Annotated in this window: 17 protein-coding genes and 1 pseudogene; 4 read left to right on the top strand and 14 right to left on the bottom strand. The window is 35.0% G+C overall.

The features are described 5' to 3' along the window. Window positions 1–40 precede the first annotated feature (40 nt). Window positions 41–853 (top strand): transposase family protein, encoded by an 813-nt coding sequence (locus AAGD69_RS04780; protein ID WP_410529824.1) that lies wholly within the window; start codon window positions 41–43, stop codon window positions 851–853. 280 nt (window positions 854–1,133) lie between these two features. Here AAGD69_RS04780 and AAGD69_RS04775 read toward each other — a convergent pair whose 3' ends face one another. The 3 genes from AAGD69_RS04775 to pheS form a co-directional block, all read right to left on the bottom strand. Next, entirely contained in the window at window positions 1,134–1,598 is a 465-nt protein-coding gene (locus tag AAGD69_RS04775; RefSeq protein ID WP_341811835.1) for a hypothetical protein, read from the bottom strand. Between the two features lie 71 nt (window positions 1,599–1,669). Next, window positions 1,670–2,908, bottom strand: coding sequence for a bifunctional UDP-N-acetylglucosamine diphosphorylase/glucosamine-1-phosphate N-acetyltransferase GlmU (gene glmU / locus AAGD69_RS04770; RefSeq protein WP_410529875.1), 1,239 nt, complete (start codon window positions 2,906–2,908; stop codon window positions 1,670–1,672). Between the two features lie 54 nt (window positions 2,909–2,962). Then, on the bottom strand, window positions 2,963–4,006 hold the full coding sequence (pheS, locus tag AAGD69_RS04765; protein ID WP_341811833.1) for a phenylalanine--tRNA ligase subunit alpha: 1,044 nt from the start codon (window positions 4,004–4,006) through the stop codon (window positions 2,963–2,965). 145 nt (window positions 4,007–4,151) lie between these two features. Here pheS and AAGD69_RS04760 point away from each other — a divergent pair. The 3 genes and pseudogenes from AAGD69_RS04760 to AAGD69_RS04750 all read left to right on the top strand — a co-directional run bounded on the left by AAGD69_RS04760 (window position 4,152) and on the right by AAGD69_RS04750 (window position 7,453). Beyond that, window positions 4,152–5,953, top strand: a pseudogene (locus AAGD69_RS04760) (hypothetical protein). Window positions 5,954–6,193: 240 nt separating this feature from the next. Continuing rightward, on the top strand, window positions 6,194–6,790 hold the full coding sequence (locus AAGD69_RS04755; RefSeq protein ID WP_341811832.1) for a riboflavin synthase: 597 nt from the start codon (window positions 6,194–6,196) through the stop codon (window positions 6,788–6,790). 57 nt (window positions 6,791–6,847) lie between these two features. Beyond that, the gene (locus tag AAGD69_RS04750) at window positions 6,848–7,453 is read left to right on the top strand and encodes a CvpA family protein (RefSeq protein ID WP_341811831.1); all 606 of its coding nucleotides are present in this window, start codon (window positions 6,848–6,850) and stop codon (window positions 7,451–7,453) included. Between the two features lie 50 nt (window positions 7,454–7,503). Here the strand turns inward: AAGD69_RS04750 and uvrC are convergent, their stop codons facing one another. The 11 genes from uvrC to putA all read right to left on the bottom strand — a co-directional run bounded on the left by uvrC (window position 7,504) and on the right by putA (window position 23,309). Further along, complete coding sequence (gene uvrC, locus AAGD69_RS04745) at window positions 7,504–9,324, bottom strand: excinuclease ABC subunit UvrC (RefSeq protein ID WP_341811830.1); 1,821 nt, start codon at window positions 9,322–9,324, stop codon at window positions 7,504–7,506. A 7-nt stretch (window positions 9,325–9,331) separates the two neighbouring features. Next, on the bottom strand, window positions 9,332–11,425 hold the full coding sequence (glyS, locus tag AAGD69_RS04740) for a glycine--tRNA ligase subunit beta (protein ID WP_341811829.1): 2,094 nt from the start codon (window positions 11,423–11,425) through the stop codon (window positions 9,332–9,334). A gap of 3 nt (window positions 11,426–11,428) precedes the next feature. After that, complete coding sequence (locus AAGD69_RS04735; RefSeq protein ID WP_341811828.1) at window positions 11,429–12,268, bottom strand: glycine--tRNA ligase subunit alpha; 840 nt, start codon at window positions 12,266–12,268, stop codon at window positions 11,429–11,431. A 44-nt stretch (window positions 12,269–12,312) separates the two neighbouring features. After that, a complete protein-coding gene (locus tag AAGD69_RS04730; protein ID WP_341811827.1) occupies window positions 12,313–13,071 on the bottom strand; it encodes a phosphatidylglycerophosphatase in 759 nt (252 codons plus the stop codon). A gap of 137 nt (window positions 13,072–13,208) precedes the next feature. Further along, window positions 13,209–14,213 carry a porphobilinogen synthase gene (gene hemB, locus AAGD69_RS04725; RefSeq protein ID WP_341811826.1) on the bottom strand — a complete coding sequence of 335 codons (1,005 nt, stop codon included), beginning with the start codon at window positions 14,211–14,213 and terminating at the stop codon, window positions 13,209–13,211. Continuing rightward, the gene (nuoH, locus tag AAGD69_RS04720) at window positions 14,206–15,231 is read right to left on the bottom strand and encodes an NADH-quinone oxidoreductase subunit NuoH (RefSeq protein WP_341811825.1); all 1,026 of its coding nucleotides are present in this window, start codon (window positions 15,229–15,231) and stop codon (window positions 14,206–14,208) included. Before nuoH ends, hemB begins: the two co-directional genes overlap by 8 nt. Then, window positions 15,215–17,263, bottom strand: coding sequence for an NADH-quinone oxidoreductase subunit NuoG (gene nuoG / locus AAGD69_RS04715; protein ID WP_341811824.1), 2,049 nt, complete (start codon window positions 17,261–17,263; stop codon window positions 15,215–15,217). Before nuoG ends, nuoH begins: the two co-directional genes overlap by 17 nt. Window positions 17,264–17,268: 5 nt before the next feature. Beyond that, a complete protein-coding gene (locus AAGD69_RS04710) occupies window positions 17,269–17,481 on the bottom strand; it encodes a hypothetical protein (RefSeq protein WP_006279675.1) in 213 nt (70 codons plus the stop codon). Window positions 17,482–17,734: 253 nt separating this feature from the next. Then, window positions 17,735–19,198 (bottom strand): leucyl aminopeptidase, encoded by a 1,464-nt coding sequence (locus tag AAGD69_RS04705; RefSeq protein ID WP_341811823.1) that lies wholly within the window; start codon window positions 19,196–19,198, stop codon window positions 17,735–17,737. A 136-nt stretch (window positions 19,199–19,334) separates the two neighbouring features. Next, the gene (locus AAGD69_RS04700) at window positions 19,335–19,985 is read right to left on the bottom strand and encodes a protocatechuate 3,4-dioxygenase (protein ID WP_341811822.1); all 651 of its coding nucleotides are present in this window, start codon (window positions 19,983–19,985) and stop codon (window positions 19,335–19,337) included. Between the two features lie 183 nt (window positions 19,986–20,168). Then, the gene (gene putA / locus AAGD69_RS04695) at window positions 20,169–23,309 is read right to left on the bottom strand and encodes a bifunctional proline dehydrogenase/L-glutamate gamma-semialdehyde dehydrogenase PutA (RefSeq protein WP_341811821.1); all 3,141 of its coding nucleotides are present in this window, start codon (window positions 23,307–23,309) and stop codon (window positions 20,169–20,171) included. Between the last annotated feature and the right edge of the window lie 31 nt (window positions 23,310–23,340).

Genomic DNA, 23,340 nt, shown 5'->3' with positions numbered 1-23,340 from the left:
GATTGAGTAAGGTAAAAAAATGAGCTTTAGTTACTATAACATGAAGAAGTACCCAAGAAACTTTCGTAATATAACAGGTTTAACTATAGAGGAGTTCGAAAAGGTAGTGGAAAAAGTTAGGTCTGGGTGGAAAAGAGTTGAAAAACAGAAAAAGTGCCATGGTAGAAGATCACAACTACCAACTCTAGAAGATAAGTTATTTTGCGTAATTTTGTACTATCGCACTTACATAACACATAGATTTTTAGGGTGCCTGTTCAATGTGCACAACGCAAATGTATTTAGGTTACTGAAGAAAATAGAGCCATTACTTGCCAAAAAAGTTACTATAACAAAAGATAGAAGTATGACACCAGAAAAAATACTGAAGATTCTGGCTGATGTTACAGAACAGCAAATACAGAGACCAGAAGATAGTAAAAAACGGAAGAAATCATATTCAGGAAAAAAAAGAACCAACACTATGAAAACTGAGATTGTTATCGAAGAAGGTGGAAGAATTTTATCAGTGTCAAATTCATATCGTGGTAGAATTAATGATTTTCGCATAAGGAAACAAGAAAAATATTTACCAATCGATAGCATAAAATATGCCGATTCTGGATATCAAGGTTGGCAAAAATTGCAAAGCAATGTTATAATTCCATATAAAAAGTATCGTAAAAAGCCATTAACTCCAGAGCAGAAAGAGCATAATAGAAGATTAGCATCATTTAGAATGAGAGTAGAAAATAAGATCCGTGAGATAAAGATATTTAAGATTATGTCTCATATTTACCGCAATTTTCAGAAAAAATACAACCTGAGGTTCAATATTATTGCTGGTATTGTGAATCTTAAGCACGCCTTTTAGTTAACCTTGATTTTAGTCACCCTCCTTTCCTTCTTTTTATTGCTTGATTCTCAGCAGGTCTTATCTTTTTTCACCTTGTTATCTGCTTTTTCTCAGACAATAATTAATTCTCAAAAAATCTTGTTTTGAACAGAAGCAAAACTTGATCATTTTTAATCTCCCTCACTTTGCTTTTGCGGCAGGTCTCTAATTAAAACTCCATAATATGGCTTATTAATTATCTAGCAAAATTCAGCTTCAATTTGAAAAAAGTACAACCTGTTGCTATTCAGCTGGGGTTTTATAAGTTATAATTTATTCCAAGCTCAAATCCATGATTATAATCTTCAAATGCTTTCAATAGACTATAACCAGCAAAAGCACTTGTCCTTGAAGAAAGCGGAAGGTCCAGACCAGAGCTTATTTTATATGAGAAACCAAATTCTAACTTACTCAAATCGATAGCAGCATCTATACCAACATTGACATACGGAGTGATATCCGTGTTTGTAAACTCGTAATGATAACGTAAATTTGCTAAAATTCCTCCTTGCAGTCTATATTTAAAAATATTTGCAACTGAAATCATAGGCTCAACTGAAATTTTTACGCTGTTTGTGTAGTGATAACCGATACTATTACTAAAATTGCCAGAACTGTATGACGGAGAAGTATAGATCCTATCTCTAACCCAATCAACTCCAAAACATGGTACTGACAAAGAAACAGCAGGCAATATAGCTACTAAGGTAAGTAATTTTTTCATTTTTACCCTCCAAATATTGATATACGCATATATACAAATATAAGCATTAAAAATAATATAATTACAGCGAATTACTTTATTCTCTTAATCACCTGCTTTTCTCTTGCTATTGCAAGGCTTTTTTCTGGTACATCTTCCACTATAACACTACCTGCCGCAATTACAGAGTCATCATGAACATTAAGCGGTGCAATGAGTGAGCTATTGGCACCAATAAAGCAATTGCTTCCTATGTTCGTTTTATGTTTCTTTTTCCCATCATAATTACAAACAATAGTGCCTGCTCCTATATTACTCCTCTGCCCTACTTTAGCATTTCCTATATAACTTAAGTGTTTTATTCTAGTGTTTTGACCAACTTCACTTGTTTTCACTTCCACAAAATTTCCTATTTTTGCCTTATTACCAATTGTTGTGTTTCCGCATATTCTGGTAAATGGACCGACCTCAGCATTACTTTTAATTAAGCAGTTTTTTAAATGCGAAAATGGCAGTATTTTTGCACCAGACTCTATTTTCACTCCAGTACCGAAAAAAACATATGGGTAAATAACTGAATCTCTGGCAATTTGCGTATCAAGAGAAAAGAAAACAGTCTCTGGAGCAACAAGCGTTACTCCAGAGTTGGTAAAAAATTTTCTTTTGTTTTCTTGAAAGTAAAATTCAGCTTTTATAAGGTCATTTCTGTTATTTATTCCCGTTGCCTCTTCTCCACCGGTAATAACGTAACCGACATTTAAATTACTCTTCACTGCAATGGAAACTATATCGGTCAAATAATATTCATGAGTTGAGCTATTGCACTCTATTTTCTCCACCAATTTACGTAAATTCTTTGCACATGCAACCATTATTCCAGCATTTGCAAGAAACTCTTCATGATTATTTTTATCACTCTTTGCTTCTACGATTTCTCTTAAGGAACCATTCTCAATAATTAACCTACCGTATTCTTTATTGCTTGTCCTAAAACCTAAGCAAACTAGAGCCTTGCCTTCTAAGCAACTAACCATTTTAGTTATTGTGCTGCTTTTTATGAGTGGGGTATCTCCATACTGCACAATAATTATGCTCGAATCTGGCAATTCTTTCAGGTTTCTCATCGCAGTTTTAACTGCATCTCCCGTGCCAAGTGTTAATTCTTGTGTAATTAACTGTATATCCTTAAAGCACTTTAGTCTTTCAATTAAAGGCAGATCAACTACAACAGCAATATTTTCAGGATTTAACTGTTTTGCATTGTAAACGACATGCTGGAGCATGGAAAAACTGCCTATTTTGTGTAGGACCTTAGGCAAATCTGAATTCATCCGCCTGCCATGCCCTGCAGCAAGTATAACGAACGTATGAGTTTTACTTATCACTTATCTTAAAGATGAAAAATGAAAACCGTAATGATCAAGCCAGCTGATTTTGTTGTCATAAAAGCTCCTTAAGTCGCTAATTTGATATTTTAGCATTGCAAGCCTTTCTATACCAATGCCAAACGCAAAACCGCTGTATTTAGTGTGATCTATTCCAACATTTTGAAATACATTTGGATGCGTCATACCGCATCCCAGTACTTCTATCCATTTACTACCTTTATAACTTATGTCCACTTCTGCAGAAGGCTCGGTAAAAGGGAAAAAACTATTACGAAAACGTATCTTCAGCCCTTTATCTCCAAAAAACTTATTAAGGAAGTGATGAATAGTAAATTTTAACTGACCCATATTGACATTCTCATTGACATATAACCCCTCTATTTGATGGAACATAGGGGTGTGAGTTGCATCAAAGTCGTTTCTGTATACTCTACCAGGAGATACGATTTTAATCGGAAAAGTTTTCGCTTTTTCCATAGTTCTGATCTCCACAGATGAGGTATGAGTGCGCAGCACCATTCTTTTGTCGTTTATTTTATTCTTTAAGTAGAAGGTATCTTGCTCCTCCCGCGCAGGGTGGTGACTTGGAGTATTCAGTGCATCAAATACATGAAATTCATCTTCAATGTCAGGGCCATCAACTGCTTTAAAACCCATATGTGCAAAAATAAGCTTTACTTCATTTAGAACCTTACTGAGTGGATGGACCTTGCCCATTTTTTCTGGCCTCGCAGGCAACGTGATATCAACTACCTCGTTCTGCAATTTAAAGTTAACTTCTTCGGCTTTTAGTATATTTTCCTTATTCATTATAAGCTGATCTAGCTTATTACGTAAAACGTTGATAACTTCGCCTAAATTGCGCTTTTTTCCTGCGTCTTCTATCTCTTTTAAGTTGTCAAAATAAGCTTTAATTACACCCTTTTTTCCCAAATATGATAGCCTGACTTTTTCTAAATCTTGTAAAGAAGAAGCATTCTCAATTTCAGAGACCGCTTTATCTTCAAGTGAAGGTATTTCATTCAGTAGCTCTTTATTCATCTTAGAAACGCTGGCTTAAACTTTAATTATAGTAAAATCTTGAATAGCATCAACAATCTAAAAACTGTCCCATTTTAATTATTAATTTATTGACCAATTAGTTTTTTTTATCTACCTTTGCGTTGATGAATTTGCTGTATCAACCATGCACAACAGTGACACTGAAACTGATAATAAGTACAAAATAGAGGATTTACCTAAGTTCTTTAAGGAAAGATCCAAAAACATAAGTAAAGCATTTTCTAGCAAAATAATTAAGATCAGTACCATTCGCTCGAGAAGTATTGAAAGTAATATACAAGAATTTTCATTTGAGCTAACAGCAACAGGTAAAGACATCTTTAATACAAGACCATTTCAAATAAAATCTTTAATTGATTTTTTTAAAATCTGCCTTTCTCGGGAAAAAAAATTTTACAGTCAACATAAAAGTACCAAAAGAAAGCAGTGAATTATATAATAACTACTGTAAAACTAATAGTGATAAAACTGTAGAAGAATTCGTAAATAATGCTCTGCCTCAAATCCTTCTGCAAGGAATAACAATAATACTACAAACAAATGTTAAAGACATTAACTTAGATAATTTGCACCAAATAGGGTCATTTTTAAATGAAAAGCTAAAACATGCAGAAAAAACTGAAAATGAGGAACAGAGTCAAGTTACACTACAAGTAAAAGAAGCAGAAAATAAAGACAGACAAGAACAGAGTGAAACTAAGCAAAAAAATGCACAAAATAGATAAATTGTACCATTTACAGGCTCGTTTGGCTTTAACGTAGCAAGCAAAGTAAATTGTAGAGCTCCAGTGGTTACTGCTGCAATAAAAGCTAATATACCAAAATATAGAATCTTCCTTCCCTTATCCAATTTTTTTAATGATGTAATAAGGTTATCCCTTTTAAGAACACCAAAACCTTCTATACAGAGCAACAATATACCATTTGGTGTCATTCCAGCGCTTGACGCTGGAATCCAGAAAAAAAAAGAAAAATGGACCCCAGTATCAGCTACTTGGATGACAAGTAGTATAGGAAATCCAATACCTCAAGAAGCAGAACAGAATGTAGGTCAAACTACTTCGCACACAGAGTATTTTAAGGCTAACAGAAAAAAGAAGTCAAAGAAGCAGACCAAAGAACTATCAGAGAAAGAAAAACAATTAGCCATAAAACAAGCACAAAATGATGCTAGAGTAGCTATGTTAGATAACCAGATTGAGCGCAGGGGAAAAAAACTCGATGAAATATTTATTGAAGTGATGAATGGATACAAAAATCAAGATCCAGAAACATTTCGCAATGTTTTTAACTCAATATTCAATATTGTTTATTTTCAAGATAAACAATTACATGAAATATTAGAGTCAGATGAGATATCAGAAGTATTAGAAATACCACAACCAGCTGGCAAGTCTTCTTTTCAAAAAGAGTATTTACATAAGCAAGTATATAAAAAGTTGCAGTCTCCATTCTTTTTAAAAAGAGCAATTGCTCAAATTAGTTTCAGGTGTTTATATACAACAACCTCCTACGCAACATGAAAATACTCCTCATAAATCTACAAACCCTTTACCAATAAATAAATCTAAAGATCCTTCACCAGCAACAAATGAAGCTAAAACTCTACCACCTACTAACATTACACTCAAATCACCGTTAAAAACTGTATTTTCCTCAAAAAAGGCTTATTTTTGTCTATTTATAATAGTAGCATCTGCATCAACACTTTGCTTATGGCATTTTCCATTAGGAAAAGTGTCAATGTTAAAAGGATTAGTGCCACCAGAAAAAAGAGAAAATATTGGGTTAGCATTGAACATAGGGTTACCAACATTGATTACATTATGTGTTTTGAGTTTAGCTTACTTTATATATTCTAAATATTCTATAGAATCTGTTAAGCAAGTAAGTGAAAACAATCCCCTTTCTCGCGCCTATAGCTAGTGCAGGTTCAGTTTTCCTACGTCATACCGCCGCGGATAGATCCCGCTAACAAGCAGCGGGATGACAGCAGCCCTACGTCATACCGTCACGGTATCTCACATAGATCCCACTAACAAGCAGCGGAATGACGAATTTGTCGTTTTTTAAATCGTTGGTAAACCAGAATTACTTTAGCTATAACAAAATAGAAATAAGTTGTTGTAAAAAATTTTTCATGGTAAAATTACTTATTTTCACCATATGTTTAAAGGAATTATCACGGATATCGGGACTATAACTGATACTACCACTCACTCCAACTTTGATCAAATTTTCCATATCAAAACACAAAATTTACCCTCTATAAACAAAGGAGATTCAATAGCTTGCTCTGGTGTGTGTTTAACTGTTGTTGATATAATGAGCGATATATTTACAGTTCAAACGTCTCAAGAAACTATGAAGGTTTCTAACTTAAATACGTGGAAGATAGGCAAAAAAATAAATCTCGAACAAGCAATGAGATTAAGTGATAAGATCGATGGCCACCTAGTTCAGGGTCATATTGATGGGATAGTAAAAATTTTAACAATTGAGCGAAATTTAGATTCTCATGAAATCAAACTATCGTGCCCACAAGAATTAATTAAATTTGTTGCAAAAAAAGGCTCCGTTACACTAGACGGGGTTTCCCTCACAGTGAATTCAGTTATTAATCAGGAATTTACAGTAAATATCACTCCCTATACATGGGAAAATACAACTTTTCAGTACAACAAAATAAATGATTATCTGAATTTAGAAATTGACATTATCGCTAGGTATTTAGATCAATTGATGCAGCATAAATACAATTAATTTTACAACCTTGTTATTTACAACTATTATATCTTGAAAACCATATAGATATAAAATATGCTTTTCGATAGCCTAATTATCTTCATTGTTGTTCTATGCGTAATAATCTCGGTAACTAGAGGTTTTATAAAAGAGCTATGCGCACTAATGTTTCTATTTTTATCAATTTTTCTGACAGCTAATCACTATGATTTTTTCACTCCAAATTATAGTAAATATTTTGATTCTAAAGTTATACTAAACATACTTTCTACAATCTCTGTATTTATTATACTTAATCTTATATTCATGATAATAAACAACTGGCTAATGTACATATTATCACCCATAAGGTTGGGGTTTATCGATAGAGTTACTGGAATCTTTCTCGGAGTGCTTAAAGGAATATTGCTCTCTTATGTATTATTTTTTGCTGTGCACTTATATTGCTACACAGTATATGACAAAAAAGAATATGGCAAAAAAGAGGAACATTCTGAAATAAAAGCAGAAGACATATTGCCTAATTGGATAATAAATTCACACTCTTATCAGGCTTTATTTGTGACAGCAGAAGAAGTAATTGACATGTATGTACCAAAGTCGTTGATACTAAAAATAAAAGAGATTGGTGGAGAAATGGTTGATCAAGAAAAACCCAAAAACAATAAAAAAGAAGAGTAAATATTTATTTATAAATATGTTCATTGGGAGTATTCAAAAAGCCATATGTGTCAGGTTAAGAGCACTCCTCTCTTATAATTCACGTATTTAAGAATGACTTCTGCTAAACCTTTACTAATTCCATGTACGTTTTGAATTTCAGCCAGAGAAGCTTTGCTTATATTTTTCACTGAACCAAAATAAGACATCAACGCCTTTTTCCTTTTGTTGTCAATGCCGGGTATTTTGCTTAATTGTGAAACTATAAACTGTTTATCGCGTTTTTTTCTATGTGAAGTTATCGCAAAACGGTGGGCTTCATTACGCAGCAATTGTAAGTAAAGCATGACTTTGCTGTCATTTGCCAGACTGAATTCTTCCCTGCCCAGCATATAAAATGTTTCATTTCCTGCGTTACGATCAGGACCTTTTGCCATACAAGCAAAAGGAACGTTTATATTCAATACTTCCAGTACATTCTGTACTATGGAAACATGTCCTGGTCCACCATCAATCAGTAAAAAATCAGGTATTATGCCTTTTATATTGCCGGAGAAACGTCTGGTTAGCACTTCCCTCATCATTTTATAGTCATCGCCTGAAAATTTTTCCTTTATAGTAAATTTTCTGTACTCACTTTTTAAAAAACCCTCCTGCCCTGCAACAACCATTACACCAATTTGTTGATTTCCAAATATATGGCTATTGTCATAAACCTCAATACGCTTTGGAATGTTTGGTAACAAGAAGGTTTTGCTAAGCTCCTCAAGCTTTTCTAGGTTATTTCTATAATCGATAAGCTTCTGCTCTAAGCTATGCTGAGAGTTATCATAAACAAATTTCAATAAATCACGCTCTTTTTTATTCTTTGCATGCAGAACTTTTACTGGCTTTTGGGCAACCTTATATAGTGTTTGTTCTATAATTTCCTTATCCACAATAGAATCTGGAACGTAAATTTGTATTGGAGGTATGTTAGCTGAATTATAAAAATTGACCAAAAAGGTGGATAAAATTTCATCATTTGAGTGATCACCACAGTTCTCGGCAAAGTAAGGAGTGCTGCCGTAGTTGTCTTTATTTCTGAACGATAACACACTAATACATGCTAGATCCTCTTCACGTACAATACTGAAGAAATCTGCATCTTTTTCAAAAGAAAAATCCGTGTGCTGTATTTGAATTTGCTCAAGAAACTTTACCCGATCTCTATATATAGCAGCAAGCTCATAGTTTTCTTCACTGCTGCACTTTCTCATTGTGAAAAGTAACTGTTCTTTCACTTCCTTATTTCCTCCAAGCAATGTATTTCGTGCCTGTTTTACTGATTGGCAGTAGTCGTCTTTTGTGATTTTGTTTATGCATGGTGCTGAGCAGCGCTTAATTTGATATTCAATACATGGTCTTTTTGTTGAGGAAAAGTATTGATCTGAACATACTCTTAGGAGAAAAGCTTTTTGCAATGACAATATAGTTTGCTTAACAGCAGCGGCAGATGTAAAGGGACCATAATAATGAAACTCATTCTTCTTAAATTTGCCTCTATATTTTGCTATTCTTGGATAATCGTGCTTGGAAATTGTTATATAAGGATAAAATTTTCCATCCCTGAGCACAATATTATAAAGTGGTTTCAATGATTTTATTAACTGTGCTTCAAGAAGCAGTGCTTCGATTTCATTCTCAGTGATGAATATTTCAACCTTAACAACCTGTGAGAGCATAACTCTAATTCGTTCAGAAAGGTTTTCGAATTTAAGGTAGTCAGATAATCTCGATTTCAAGTTTTTTGCTTTACCAATGTATAAAACTTTATCCTTATCTCCAATCATCTTATACACACCACAAGACTGCGGAGATAATTTTATCTGTTCTTTATATTGCTTGAACATTTATCCATTACTTGACTTGTATGAGGTTAAAATCTGCTACTAAATGAAAGATGGAAACAACACTTGCAAGCAAAGACAATCTATTTCTCCTTAGCTTATTAGAATTGCAGTTGATCTTTACACTATCCATAAATTTATTGATAAATGGAGTAAGGCAAGTAAGCTTATCAAGCGCTGCATTAAAGTGGTTATTTTTTATCGCTTGTTTTATGTTTTTACAAGCAGTTATAGCACAATTTGATAGCGCAATTTCTTCATTTTCAATCAAAAATCTCTTACCGTAAGATGCACTATAAGTAGTGCCATCACTTTTCCTTACTTTGCTCATCATATTACTAACTCTTTTGTAAGTGCTTAGAATTTGTTCACCTTCTGGCGTACTAAGATAACGATCCAATATAACAGTTTGCTTTTCTGCTGTCAGCAGATCATTAATATCGATTTTATATAGTATTGAATCTACGACATCTTGCCTTATATCTCTATTTTTTAAAATAACCTTGAATCTTTCTAAGCAGAATCTAAATACTAGTTCTGAAATTTGTTTTCTATTTGGCTTATCAGCTGACGTTGTATTTTCATTAAATAGAAGCCTTGAATATAAAGATACTGACTTATCTATCAATAGCCTAATTGGAATATGCAAATTATTTTCAAGTATTATTCTAATTATACCAATTGTCATTCTCCGCAAACCAAACTGATCATACGAACCAGAGATTTTCTCACCTGCTGCAATTAAACCAACTAAGCTATCCACTTTGTCTGCAATTGACACAGCAATTGCTGAAGGGGATTTAGGACACTCCTGCTCTGGCCCGATTGGCTTATAGTGTTCAGTTATAGCTTCCACTATTTCTCTATCTTCTTGAAAATAAGAAGCATAATATCCACCCATTACTCCTTGTAATTCTGGAAACTCTCTTACTATCGATGTTGCCAAATCAGCTTTTGCCAAATATGCAGCACGTTCAACTTTTATCAGCGAAGCATGTGGAATAAATATAGCTATATACTTTGACAGAGCCGTAATACGCTTCACCTTTTCCCCCACGCTGCCAAGAAAAGCATGAAATAATATCGAACCCAATTTTTTGACATAATGATCCAGATCTTCCTTTTTGTCCTGAGATATCAAAAATTGTGCATCAGCAAGACGTGCTTCTAATATTCTTTCGTGTCCTTTAACAACTTCACCATTGTTGACGTTGACAACAGTGACAAAGTGTGAAATTCTCTTTCCATTACTTAAAGCAAGGTATTTTTGCTGCGTATTAATTATACTAAGAATTACTTCCTTCGGTAATCCAAATGACTTTTCTTGATTCACTTCACCAAACAGTACGATTGGCCACTCTATAAGCCCTGTCAATTCATTTAATAAATAATCATTTTTCTCAAGTTGTAAATTCTGCTCTTTTGTGAATTTATTAATCTGATCTAGTATAAATTGCTTTCTTTTGTCCAGCTGGAGAATTACGCTGTTTTTTTCTAGCAATTCAAAATAGTCTTTAGGTGCTTTAATAGTTAACGTCGCATCACTTGAGAGAAATCGATGGCCATATGTTGTGTTAGATGCTGTGATCCCTGCAAAAGACACAGGTATTATTTCGTCATTTAAAATGCATAAAATGTTTTTAATTGGCCTAACCCACCTTTCTTTTCCTTCGCCCCATCTCATGCTCTTCAACCAAGAAAAGTTTTTGAGCATTTCCTCCAGTTGATTTTTGAGGAATTCTCTGATGTTAAATGAGCAGCTTTCTCTTTTAATGAAGTAAAAATCCTCATTATTTACTTTTCGAACGAGCAAATCTTCTTCATTTTTCTGATATTTTCTTAAAAAACCTTCGATAGCACTTTTTGGTGCGTTAATGTTTGGTCCCTTAACTTCGTTATTGGAATCCTTCAGCTCCAAAGCATTTATGTTGTCAACAAATAGGGTAATGCGACGTGCCGTTACAAAAACCTCCATTGATCTAAATTTTACATTATTTTTGTTAAAAACATTGGCAATACAGCTCTTAACTTGAGTTGCAGCTACATTCTGCATTCTCGGTGGTATTTCTTCTGAAAGGCACTCAAATAACAACTGCAACGACATACGCTATTTACTCATGTACAATTCGCAACATTTTTTTGTCAGCTCTCTAACTCTACCAATATGCGCTGTACGTTCATTGACACCAAGCACACCTCTTGCATCAAGCAGATTAAGTAGGTGACTAGTTTTAATACATTGGTCATAAGCTGCCATTGGTAGCTCCTTTTCAATAAGGAACTTACATAATTTTTCCGTATCTTCAAATTGCTGCTGTACCACTTTAGTATCATAATAATCTAACGCTAGATAAGAAAATTCATATTCTCTTTGTTTAAAAATATCTCCGTAAGTTACACCGTTATCGTTCCAAGTTATATCGTAAACATTATCTACACCTTGTATGCACATTGCTAAACGTTCCAACCCATATGCCACCTCACCAGGAATCATTTTGCAGTCAACCCCTCCAACTTGCTGTATATAAGTAAGCTGTGTTACTTCCATTCCATTGCATGTAACTTCCCATCCAAGTCCTGATGCACCAACACTTGGGTTTTCCCAATCATCTTCAACAAACTTAATATCATATTTTTCTGTAGATATGCCAAGAGCTTTTAAGCTATCTAAATAGACGTTTTGTAAATTATTACCAGATGGCTTTATTATAACTTGATATTGGTGATGTTGATACAAGCGATTAGGATTATCACTATAGCGTCCATCTGCTGGCCTAATTACTGGTTGTAGATATGCAATTTTTGTCGGTTTTGTATCAATTGCAGACATAATTGTTGCAGGATGTAATGTACCAGCACCAACTTCAGATGTGTATGGGTGAAGTATAACGCACCCTTCACCAGCCCAAAAATCTTGCAACTCTTTTATTATACTTTGTAAATTCACACAAATTGCACACTTTTTATACTAAATATATAAATAAATAAGTACTATTCAATATTTATTTTTTTTGCAGCACTATTTAAATAATCACCTAAAACTGCTGAACTTTCCCTCACATACTGAATTATGCTCTTATTTAGGACAATTGCATCATGCATAGTTAAATCGCAGAATATAAATGCTGTTAAATACAGTAAAATCACCGCATAAAATGTGTGAAAAATCCCCTCAAATGTAATTGACATTGCATTATTATAGCTGAGTTGTATTGAACTTATTGGCCATGGTTTTATCACTTCTACGACATTAAAAAATACGTAAGGTATCATAAGAAAAAAGAAAAAGTGCATAAAATCATTAAACCAAAATGGGCATTGAAACATCTGCTTACATATACTCCCATAGAGTTTACTTATAGTATAATAAATTGACATTATTGCTGGCATTGAAAGTGCTACAGTCAATACTTGCCCTGACGCTATTTGTATTACTATGTCTTCACCACTGTTTGCTGAAGGGTCCTGAGCATGAAAAATAAATATTCCAATTAATTGCATTACTAACATAACTATTGCCAATTTTGTAAAAACAGCAGCTACAACTATTCCTGAATTTGGCATTTTATATAGTAAATATTCGTCTCCATATGTAAAAATCAATATAACATCGACAATAAATAATATTAAAAAAGAAGACCAATAGTTCTGCCAACCTGGTAAATATCCTATTCCCAAAAAAGAGCTTAATGTTTTGGCAGGAAAAACCTTACCTAGCATCTTTCCCAAAAATTCAAAAAAAATCCCCATGCTCTAAGTAACACTTGGTTTATATTATTTATAATACTGTATTGTAACGGACTTATCAATAACTTAAAACATGTATTGGAAAATTTTAGGTAATATGCAGCAACAGTAGAAGAACATGCGCCAAAAATTTAGTAATTTTATAGGGCTTGTGCACTTAAATTTTTTGCAATATCAAGTGCAGCGTAAGTGAATATTGCACTTGCACCCGCACGTTTTAAACCAATCAAAGATTCATAAATCACCTTGTCATAATCTAGCCAGCCATTATTTGCAGCAGCTTTTATCATTGCGTACTCACCGCTTACTTGGTAAGCAAAAATCGGAAAATTAAACTTATCACTTGCTGTTTTGATAATATCCAAATATGGCATACCTGGTTTAATCATAATAAAATCTGCACCTTCATTTATATCCATTTCAATTTCGCACATTGCTTCGTGCGCATTTTTATAATCCATTTGATAACCACTTTTGTCTATAGAATGTGATAGCCCACATGAACCAACGACTTGCCTGAATGGAGCATAGAAGCTAGAGCAATATTTCACCGCATAAGATAATATTAATACGTCTTGAAAGTTATTATCATCTAATGATTTTCTGATTCTTCCTATTCTACCATCCATCATATCAGAAGGAGCAACTATATCACATCCTGCCTTCGCTAAAGCAAGTGCTTGCTTACACAGTACTGATATAGTTTCATCGTTTTCTACATCCATCTGATTATCTTTTAAAATGCCGTCATGGCCATGAATAGTGTATGGATCCAGTGCAACGTCTGCAATAATACCAATTTCAGGTACCTTTAATTTTACAGCACGGATTGCTTTGCAGATTAAGTTGTCAGAATTATATGCTCCCTCAGCGTTTTCAGATTTTAGTTTACTATCAACTACAGGAAAAATTGCAACAGCATTAATTCCTAAATCTTTAGCTTCCTTAACTATAGACACTAATCCATCTATTGAATAACACTTTACGCCTGGTAAGCCAGAAATTGGTTCAGTTGTTTCTTCTCTGTCGTGAACAAACAGTGGAAGAACCAGATCATTTACTGATAAACTATTTTCACTTGTTAAATTGCGAACCCATTTGCTCGAGCGCCTGCGCCTTAATCTTGTATTTGGAAAATTAAACATTGGACCCAGGTAAATTCCCAGTAAAGAGCAACACTCCTGAAATGAGTACCACCCAAAGCACCGATATTGGCAGAAACACTTTCCAACCAAGGCGCATTAGCTGATCATATCGATAACGAGGTATTGTTGCTCTAATCCAAATAAATACGAACAAAAGTATAACTATCTTCAAAACGAACCAAATCAAACCTGGAATTTTGTAAAGTAAACTGAACTCCAGCGGCGGATACCATCCTCCTAGAAAGAATATCGTCATCATAGCACTTGCTAGAATCATATTTGCATATTCTCCAAGAAAAAAGAGGGCAAAAGGCATGGATGAATATTCAACGTTATATCCAGAGACAAGCTCTGCTTCAGCTTCTGGTAAATCAAATGGGTGACGATTAGTTTCTGCAAGCAAAGAAATAAAAAATATTATTCCTATAGGCATTAGTAGCAAATCAACCCAAAATGGCATATTGTGTTTCGCTACCACCACCTCTCCAAGGTTCAACGTACCAGTTGTAACAACAACTGTAGCAACTATTAAGCCTATTGAAACTTCATATGAAATCATCTGAGCAGCCGACCGTATAGCGCCAAGAAATGCATAATTAGAATTGCTTGACCAGCCTGCAATAATTACGCCGTATACTCCCAGCGACGATATAGCTAGCACATAAAGCACTCCAACATTAATATTTGCTATAACCTTAGGAATCACTACTTGCTGGCCATTTTCTACAATTACTTCAGCACCAAACGGTATAACTGCCCAGGCAATTAATGCCAAGATAAAGGTAAGCATTGGAGCCATAATGAACAGTATGGTGCTCGCTCTAAATGGTATTATCGGCTCTTTAATCAGTAGCTTAATAGCATCTGCAAATGGCTGCAATAGCCCAAAAGGTCCAACTACACTTGGGCCGTGTCTCAGTTGAATTGCACCAATAACCTTACGCTCAAAGTATACCAAGTACGCAACTGAAAGTAGTAGCGGTACTAAAATAAATAAAATATTAACTAGCGTGTTCATAAAAAGCTTTAGTACAATCTGCCATTATTTTTGAAGCGCGACTTATTGAATCCGTCATATAAAAATTACACTCCTTAAAAGTGAAAGGTGTATTACTTAAGCTTATCCCATCATTGCTAATTGGCACCCATGTGTTTTTTACCACTTGATCGGCATTTCTAAACTGTGGACCGATAGTATCTAATTTTTTTCTAACATCAAATAAACTATCATACGGTAAAGAAAGGTCTAAATATTGTGAAAGATTTTTAATAATTAACCAATCCTCCTTTGCTTCACCTGGAGGAAATACAGCTAAATTTGTTCTTTGCACTCGACCTTCAGTATTTACATAAGTTGCATATTTTTCTGTATATGCAGCACCAGGCAAGATAACATCTGCCACATGTGCACCCTTATCACCGTGATGACCTTGATAAATTACAAATGTATTTTCTAATTTTGATGTATCAATTTCATCTGCACCAAGAAGATAAATGACTTCTATCTCGCCACCTTCTGTATGCTCCAGTATTTGATTAGTGTCTTTTCCACCTTTTTCAGGAACAAACCCAACGTCCAGACCACCAACTCTTGCTGCAGCTTTATGCAGCATATTAAAGCCATTCCAGTTGTTTCTGACCATGTTAAATTTTTCTGCAATTTTGCCAGCTAGAATTAGAATTGATTCAGAATCATCTCTTATTAATGCATCTTGACCAATGATCAGCATAGGGTTTTGGGCGGCTACCAGCAGCTCACAGAACTTATGATTTCCATTTGCTATTTTACTCAAAACATCAGGATTATCGCCCAATTTCTCAACATGATACAAATATTCAATTTTAGGACCAACACTTGCAATAGGAAAGTTGCCCTGTAAATATCTCTTTCTCAATCTTACATTAATGATCGGTGCTTCTATCCTTGGATTTGTATTTATAAGCAGACACAAATCTGCATTCTCTATACCCTGGGTAGTGGTATTGAACACATAAGATCCGCGATTACTTGGTATAAGCTTTGCACCATCTTGCCTGCAGTCTATATTCCCCGAGCCAAGCTTCTGCATCACTTCTTTGAGTAGAAGCATAGACTCACAATCTGCTAAATCACCTGCAATTGCAGCTATTTTATTTGATTTTGTATTCTTTAATTTCTTTGCAGCAATAGTTAATGCTTCATTCCAATCAACTGGGGCTAATTTACCATCTTTTTTTACATAAGGTTGATCAAGACGCTGAACTTTTAGTCCATCATAGGCAAAGCGGGTTTTATCTGATATCCATTCTTCATTTACCTCTTCGCTCAGTCTTGGTAATATTCGCATAACTTCCAGGCCACGATAATCAACTCTAATGCTACTTCCCACAGCATCTAGCACATCTATAGTCTCACAATGTGATAGCTCCCATGGACGCGCTGTAAAGGAGTAAGGCTTTGAAGTTAAAGCCCCTACCGGGCAGAGATCTATGATATTTCCAGATAATTCAGAACTAATATGCCTTTTTATGTAAGTGCTAATCTCTACATTTTCTCCCCTTCCGATTCCTCCAAGTTCATTTGTACCTGCAACATCAGACAAAAATCTAACACACCGAGTGCAATGAATGCATCGATTCATCGCAGTCTCAATCAGTGGTCCGAAGTGTTTTTTTTGCACAGCCCTCTTATGCTCATCAAGTCTGCTGGTTCCTTTGCCATAAGCCATCGTGATATCTTGCAAATCGCATTCACCACCTTGATCGCAAATTGGGCAATCAAGCGGGTGGTTAATTAGCAAAAACTCAAGCACACCTTCACGTGCTTTTTTAACCTTAGGGGTATCAGTGTGAATAACCATCCCTTCTGCAACTGGCATTGCACAAGAAGCTAATGGTTTTGGAGGCCCACCCTCAACTTCAACTAAACACATTCTGCAGTTACCAGCAATTGCTAAACGCTCATGATAACAAAAACGTGGAATTTCAACGCCCACGACTTCACAAGCTTGAATTATAGTAAGCCCATGCTCTACTTCACATTCCTTAGAATTAATAGTAACTTTAACCACAACTATTATACAGCTTCCCACTTTATAGGATTGCCGCTTACCTCATCTTCAACCAGATTGCCGTTGTCATATTGAGCAGACATATAATTCATGCGCGAGTCACGATCTATATATCTAACAGGTTTTACCGGTTTATCTTTATACATTTTTTGCTCGGCCTTCTTACGCTGAGTAGGGTTATTTTTACTAGCTGTCTTTGCTTTCCCACCTGCTGCCATATAAACTCCTAAAAACTTTTCATTCTATTTTAACACTTAAGTATATAGCGTCAATATTTAATAACTTTAAAATTTCAATAGATCTCTTATTATAATCGTTGTTTAAATAAAAAGTTACTCCTTGATATCATTCCAGTGCTTGACCAGAAAAAAAGAAATATGCATCAGCTACTTTCATGACACTACTTGCTGCGCCTCGAAAATAAACGTTCATGTAGCTGTGAGTCAAGCCATAAATCCAGTATAAAGACCTTTAATCATTGACTTCGTAGTACTTTTCAACCAACTTATTAAGTAACCTTACACCAAAACCTACTGCTCCTCTTGGACAAATATCATTACCTTTTTCGTGCCAAGCAGTGCCTGCGATATCTAAATGTGCCCAGCAAGTTTCATTCACAAAACGCTGTAAAAACTGTGCAGCCATTATGCTATCTCCACCAGAACCTGCAGGAGCGATGTTTTGAACATCAGCAATCGGTGAATCAATAATTTTGTCATAAGTTTCATTCATAGGAAAACGCCATAACTTCTCACTTACTTCATTTCCTGCATCAATCAGACGGTTTGCTAATTCATCATTATTTGAAAAAAGACCAGCATATTCGTTATTTCCAAGTGCAACCACTATAGCACCAGTTAAAGTTGCAAGATCAATCATAAATTTTGGTGAGAATCTGTCTTGCGTATACCATAAAGCATCTGCAAGTATGAGCCTTCCTTCTGCATCGGTGTTCAACACTTCTATCGTCTGTCCAGACATTGAAGTTACTACATCACTCGGCCTTTGAGCATTACCACCCACTGCATTCTCTGCAAGTGCAACCACGCCGATTGCATTTACTTTTGCTTTTCGTCCTGCTAAAGCATGCATCACCCCAACTACAGCAGCAGAGCCTGCCATGTCATATTTCATTGACTCCATACCACGTGAAGGTTTGAGTGATACTCCACCAGTGTCAAACGTTATACCTTTACCAACAAAAACTATTGGCTTTTGTTCTTTAGAAGCCCCATTCCATTTTATCACTACTAATTTTGGTTCTTTACTACTTCCTTGTGCGACTCCAAGCAAGGCTCCCATTTTTTTCTCTTCCATCTGCTTTTTATCAAGCACTTCGATTTCAAGGCCAAGCTTAGTAAGCTCTTTTTTTATATGATCAGCATAGGATTCTGGATATAGAATGTTAGGAGGCTCTGTTATAAAAGAGCGCGCAAGGAATATACTCTCACCTTCTTGCCTTGAGTGCTCAAATGATCTTTCAGCATTACTTAATTGCTCATCTTTTACTAATACGGTAATTTCCTCTACCTCTGTAATTTTCTCATCCTTTTTAGTTTTATACTTATCAAACTTAAAATTACGCAGAAACGCACCATATGCAACATTTGCTGCACTACCTTCGATTAAAACCGCTGCTTTCTTAATTTTTAATCTGCTTAGCTCACAATATATTTTACCACCAATATTTAATTCTTTATTTTCATTCCATTCATCCTTCTTACCAAGTCCAACAACTACAACGTTTTTTCCTTCTGGTAAAATGGTAGAAGAAAATTCACCAAAGCTTCCATTAAAATCGCTAAATTGCTTTATATTATCTATGATCTGTTTTCCTTGCAAAACTCCGCCATCATTTACGGTTTCGTTGTCCTCAAATAAACCCATTACTATTGTTTTAAAATCGGGCGAAATTTTAGAAATTGTTATTTTCATTGCTGGCATCTCCGTTGCAAATAATTGTAAACTGTACATAAAACATAGCAAAAACATCAGTAAGATATTTTTCATATACATCCTAAGTACAATAACACTCAAGTTTACTATGGACTCCCTTACATGCAAGGGTTTTTTATCTTTTATTAGAGAACTTATTATATCCGCCCAAGGTAATGTTAAACGTATAGGTTTTTATGACCTGATCACTGTAAGTAAATGGTGTTATGAGAAGGCTTGCAAGCCCGTTACTAACAAAATCTTCAAGAACAGGATCAGCACAATTATCGCAATTATGGTCAGCAAAAAACATTTGCGTTGTGAATTCTGGAAAATCTGGATGTTGAACTAGAAAGTTGATATGTGGAGCTCTATCACCAATTTTACCAGGTGCTATCGTAATAAAATTATAATAGCCAAGATTATTCACTACAAACCTTCCTGATCCAGCAAAATTTGGATCGAGTTGATTATCCTCTATATTCTCATCGTAATGGTTCACGCCGCGTGAATTCGCGTGCCATATAGAAACTACAGCATTTTGTATTGGTAAACAGTTTATATCAGTAATTCTACCCACTATGTGTATTAATTCTCCTGTTGCACTATTTGGAGAACCAGGTTTTCTTCTTAAATTGTTTGAAGAGCTAAAATTTTTTGGCCTTGCATCAAGGTCATATATTTCTGGAGTTTCAATGCAGTTGAGCAAAACAGGATCAGCTGCAAATAGCGGCAAACTGAATACCGTTTGTACTAAAAGCGCCAATAAGATATTTTTCACATTCATTTCATTTATAATGCTTTTATTCAGATTATAGCAGCTTTTTTCTTTTGTTTAAAGATAAGACTTCCTTTGGAGCCGCTTTATTTCAGTGCATGAGCTGGTCCTTTTCGGATCTTAGCGCTGTGTACATAACTGCACGAACGTCTAGCTTAGGGGTAAGATAGGAGAAAAATTAGGGCCCGCAAATTAATCCAAACACATAAGTGTAGTGTTACCACCGAATGCTGTAGTGTTAACACTTACAACTTTTTCTGTAGAAAAACGCTGTAAATAATGAGGACCACCAGCTTTTGGCCCAGTGCCAGATAGTCCTCTACCACCAAATGGTTGTATCCCAACTGCTGCACCTATCTGGTTACGGTTGATGTAGACATTTCCAACTGATATTTTTTTGCTTATTAAATCGATCTGATTTTGTATACGGCTCTGCAAAGAAAATGTAAGCCCATATCCTGTATTGTTTATATCACTTATAACTTCATTTAATTGTGACTTGTTAAAACGTATGATATGCAAAATAGGACCAAATACTTCTTGCTTTAATTGCGAAATTTTTTGTATCTCATAAATATATGGAGGAAAGAAATAACCATTATGAGAATTTGTATCCATGGGTACTTTAAATAACAGATTTGAATCTTCGTCCTCTGACATTTTTTGCATATGTTGAGTTAGCATATCGATAGATGCTTTGTCAATTATTGGACCAATATCAGTACTAAGTTGTATTGGGTCACCAATCTTGAGTTCTTGCGCTGCACCACATATCATTTTTATCTGCTTCTCTGCTATGTCCTCTTGAATAAACAGCACTCTAAGTGCAGAACAGAGTTGGCCGGCACTGCGAAACGCAGAAAGTACAACATCTGTAGTCACTTGCTCTAAGAGAGCGGAGCTATCAACAATCATAGCATTGAGCCCTCCTGTTTCAGCAATAAGCGGTACAATAGGACCATCCCTATCCGCAAGCATTTTATTAATTATTTGAGCAGTTTGTGTTGAGCCAGTAAAAGCTACTCCAGCAATTCTATTGTCTGGAACTAATATTTTGCTTAAATATCCACCATCCCCAGGAATGAGGTGTAACACATTTTTTGGTATCCCAGCTTCATGTAGTATCTTAACAGCTTCGTAGGCAATAATCGGCGTTTGCTCTGCCGGTTTTGCCAGCACCGCATTACCTGCTGCAAGTGCAGCTGAAACCTGCCCAATGAAGATAGCAAGTGGAAAATTCCATGGTGATATACACAGGAAAACTCCTCTGCCTTCAAAAAAGATGAAGTTATCTTCACCCGTTGGACCTGGCAATTTTTTCCAGTCGATCAGTTCATTTTTTGCTATCGTTGCGTAGTAACGTAAGAAATCCACTGCCTCTCTTACTTCCGCTATTGCATCAGATAAAATTTTTCCTGCTTCTACGATCAGAATGTAAATCAACTCTTTCATCCTTTCTTCAAGCAAATCTGCAGCTTTTTCAAGGCATTTAGCGCGCTTTTCTGCTGAAACATTCTGCCATTCAGTAAAAGCATTATGTGCTATTTCAAGAGCGTTTAAAACTTGAGCACTTGGTGTATTTGACACTTCTCCAATTACATTTTCTAAATGTGCAGGATTCACCATTTCAGTAAATTTGGCATCATCAAAAAGTGACTGTCCGTCAATTATCGGCCCAACTTGCCATTTTCTTTCACTAAAGCTCTTTATATCATCTGCAAATTGTGAGACTATCACCGAGTCACTAATATCTATTCCCAAAGAATTTTTTCTTTCTGGTCCCAAAATATCTTGTGGTAACGGAATGCCTGGATGAGGTTCATAATTAAAATTTATAGCTTTTTCCAGTGGATCTGAAATTAACTCATCAATTTTAACGTTAGAATCATTTATTTGATTAACAAATGAACTATTAGCTCCATTTTCAAGAAGGCATCTTATAAGATAAGGCAACAAGTCACTATGTTCCCCAACGGGTGCGTAGACATGACAGCTAACATTTGTTGCAAGCTCTGACATTGCATAATCATATAAGTCTTTTGCCATTCCATGTAAGCGTTGAAATTCAAATCCAGGGTGGTTTTTATCAGCAAGTTCCATGATAGAAGCAAAAGTATAGGCGTTATGAGTTCCAAAGCATGGGTAAAAGCTGTTTGGTTTACTCAAAAGTTTCTGTGCGCACGCGAGGTAAGATACGTCAGTATAGCTTTTTCTTGTAAATACTGAGTAATCATTTAATCCCAATTCTTGCGTACGCTTGATTTCTGAATCCCAATATGCACCTTTTACAAGTCTGACCATAATTTTATGATTTGATCGAATAGCAACATCCTCTACAAAGTCAAGAACAGACAAAGCACGTTTTTGATATGCTTGTACAGCCAAGCCAAGCCCTTCCCACTCAGAAAGTGATTCATCAAGCCGTAATTGTTCAAACAAGATTAAGGACATTTCAAGCCTTTCTGTTTCTTCTGCATCTATGCATAATGAAATGTTGTATTTTTTTGCTTCATGACAAAGCTCTAGCAGTTTAGCTCTCAACTCTTCAGCTATATTATCGAATTGACCAAATTCATAACGTGGATGTAACGCAGACAATTTGATTGAAATTCCATGCGATTTAAAACAATCATTTATTTCAGTGGATTCACCTATAGCTTTTATTGAGTGCATGTATGAATTAAAATACTCTTCTGCATCTTCAGCTGTGTGAGCAGCTTCGCCAAGCATATCAAAAGAGTATAAAAACTTACTATTGTCATCTAGTTTTGCATACCTTAAAGCTTCTTCTATGGTTTCTCCAACAACAAAATGATTACCAAGCATAGACATTGCTTGTTTTACTGCTTTGCGAATGATCGGTTCTCCTAAATTCTTAAGTAACTTAGAAATTGCGTAATAGAACTTCGAATCGCCTTCATTATCTCTCAATATACTGCTACCTATCATCAAGCTCCATGTGGAAGCATTGACAAACAACGAAGAAGAGTGCCCTAAATATTTATTCCATTCCTGATTGGCAATTTTATCTTTGATTATTTCGTCTATTGTATAATCATCTGGTATTCTAAGTAGCGATTCAGCAAGGCATATCAATGCTATTCCTTCATCATTGGAAAGCGAGTATTGCTGCATAAAGGAATCTACAATACTTAATTTATTGTGTTTGATTTTTTCAATAACTTGTTTTGCAATATTATAAATTCTACTTTTTGAATCAGATGAAAGCTCTGCTTTTTCTACAAGATAACGTATATAATTCTTTTCATCAGTACGATAAAATCCTTGTAAACGTTTTCTCAATTCGTTAGGTTCTTGTATAGAGGTAATCATAATTATCTATAAAACACCTTTACTATATGTA

The organism is Wolbachia endosymbiont (group A) of Conops quadrifasciatus (assembly GCF_964027015.1).
Lineage (GTDB): Bacteria > Pseudomonadota > Alphaproteobacteria > Rickettsiales > Anaplasmataceae > Wolbachia.
Note: the sequence above shows the minus strand (reverse complement) of the source record. Positions and strands in the feature narration are given on the sequence as shown.

Coding starts and splice junctions, on each gene's coding strand:
- hemB (WP_341811826.1), bottom strand. CDS start 14,213: ATGTTTAATTTTCCAAATACAAGATTAAGGCGCAGGCGCTCGAGCAAA.
- AAGD69_RS04775 (WP_341811835.1), bottom strand. CDS start 1,598: ATGAAAAAATTACTTACCTTAGTAGCTATATTGCCTGCTGTTTCTTTG.
- AAGD69_RS04755 (WP_341811832.1), top strand. CDS start 6,194: ATGTTTAAAGGAATTATCACGGATATCGGGACTATAACTGATACTACC.
- AAGD69_RS04700 (WP_341811822.1), bottom strand. CDS start 19,985: ATGAATGTGAAAAATATCTTATTGGCGCTTTTAGTACAAACGGTATTC.
- AAGD69_RS04750 (WP_341811831.1), top strand. CDS start 6,848: ATGCTTTTCGATAGCCTAATTATCTTCATTGTTGTTCTATGCGTAATA.
- nuoH (WP_341811825.1), bottom strand. CDS start 15,231: ATGAACACGCTAGTTAATATTTTATTTATTTTAGTACCGCTACTACTT.
- glmU (WP_410529875.1), bottom strand. CDS start 2,908: ATGAATTCAGATTTGCCTAAGGTCCTACACAAAATAGGCAGTTTTTCC.
- AAGD69_RS04730 (WP_341811827.1), bottom strand. CDS start 13,071: ATGGGGATTTTTTTTGAATTTTTGGGAAAGATGCTAGGTAAGGTTTTT.
- glyS (WP_341811829.1), bottom strand. CDS start 11,425: ATGTCGTTGCAGTTGTTATTTGAGTGCCTTTCAGAAGAAATACCACCG.
- pheS (WP_341811833.1), bottom strand. CDS start 4,006: ATGAATAAAGAGCTACTGAATGAAATACCTTCACTTGAAGATAAAGCG.
- AAGD69_RS04780 (WP_410529824.1), top strand. CDS start 41: ATGAAGAAGTACCCAAGAAACTTTCGTAATATAACAGGTTTAACTATA.
- AAGD69_RS04710 (WP_006279675.1), bottom strand. CDS start 17,481: ATGGCAGCAGGTGGGAAAGCAAAGACAGCTAGTAAAAATAACCCTACT.
- putA (WP_341811821.1), bottom strand. CDS start 23,309: ATGATTACCTCTATACAAGAACCTAACGAATTGAGAAAACGTTTACAA.
- AAGD69_RS04705 (WP_341811823.1), bottom strand. CDS start 19,198: ATGAAAATAACAATTTCTAAAATTTCGCCCGATTTTAAAACAATAGTA.
- uvrC (WP_341811830.1), bottom strand. CDS start 9,324: ATGTTCAAGCAATATAAAGAACAGATAAAATTATCTCCGCAGTCTTGT.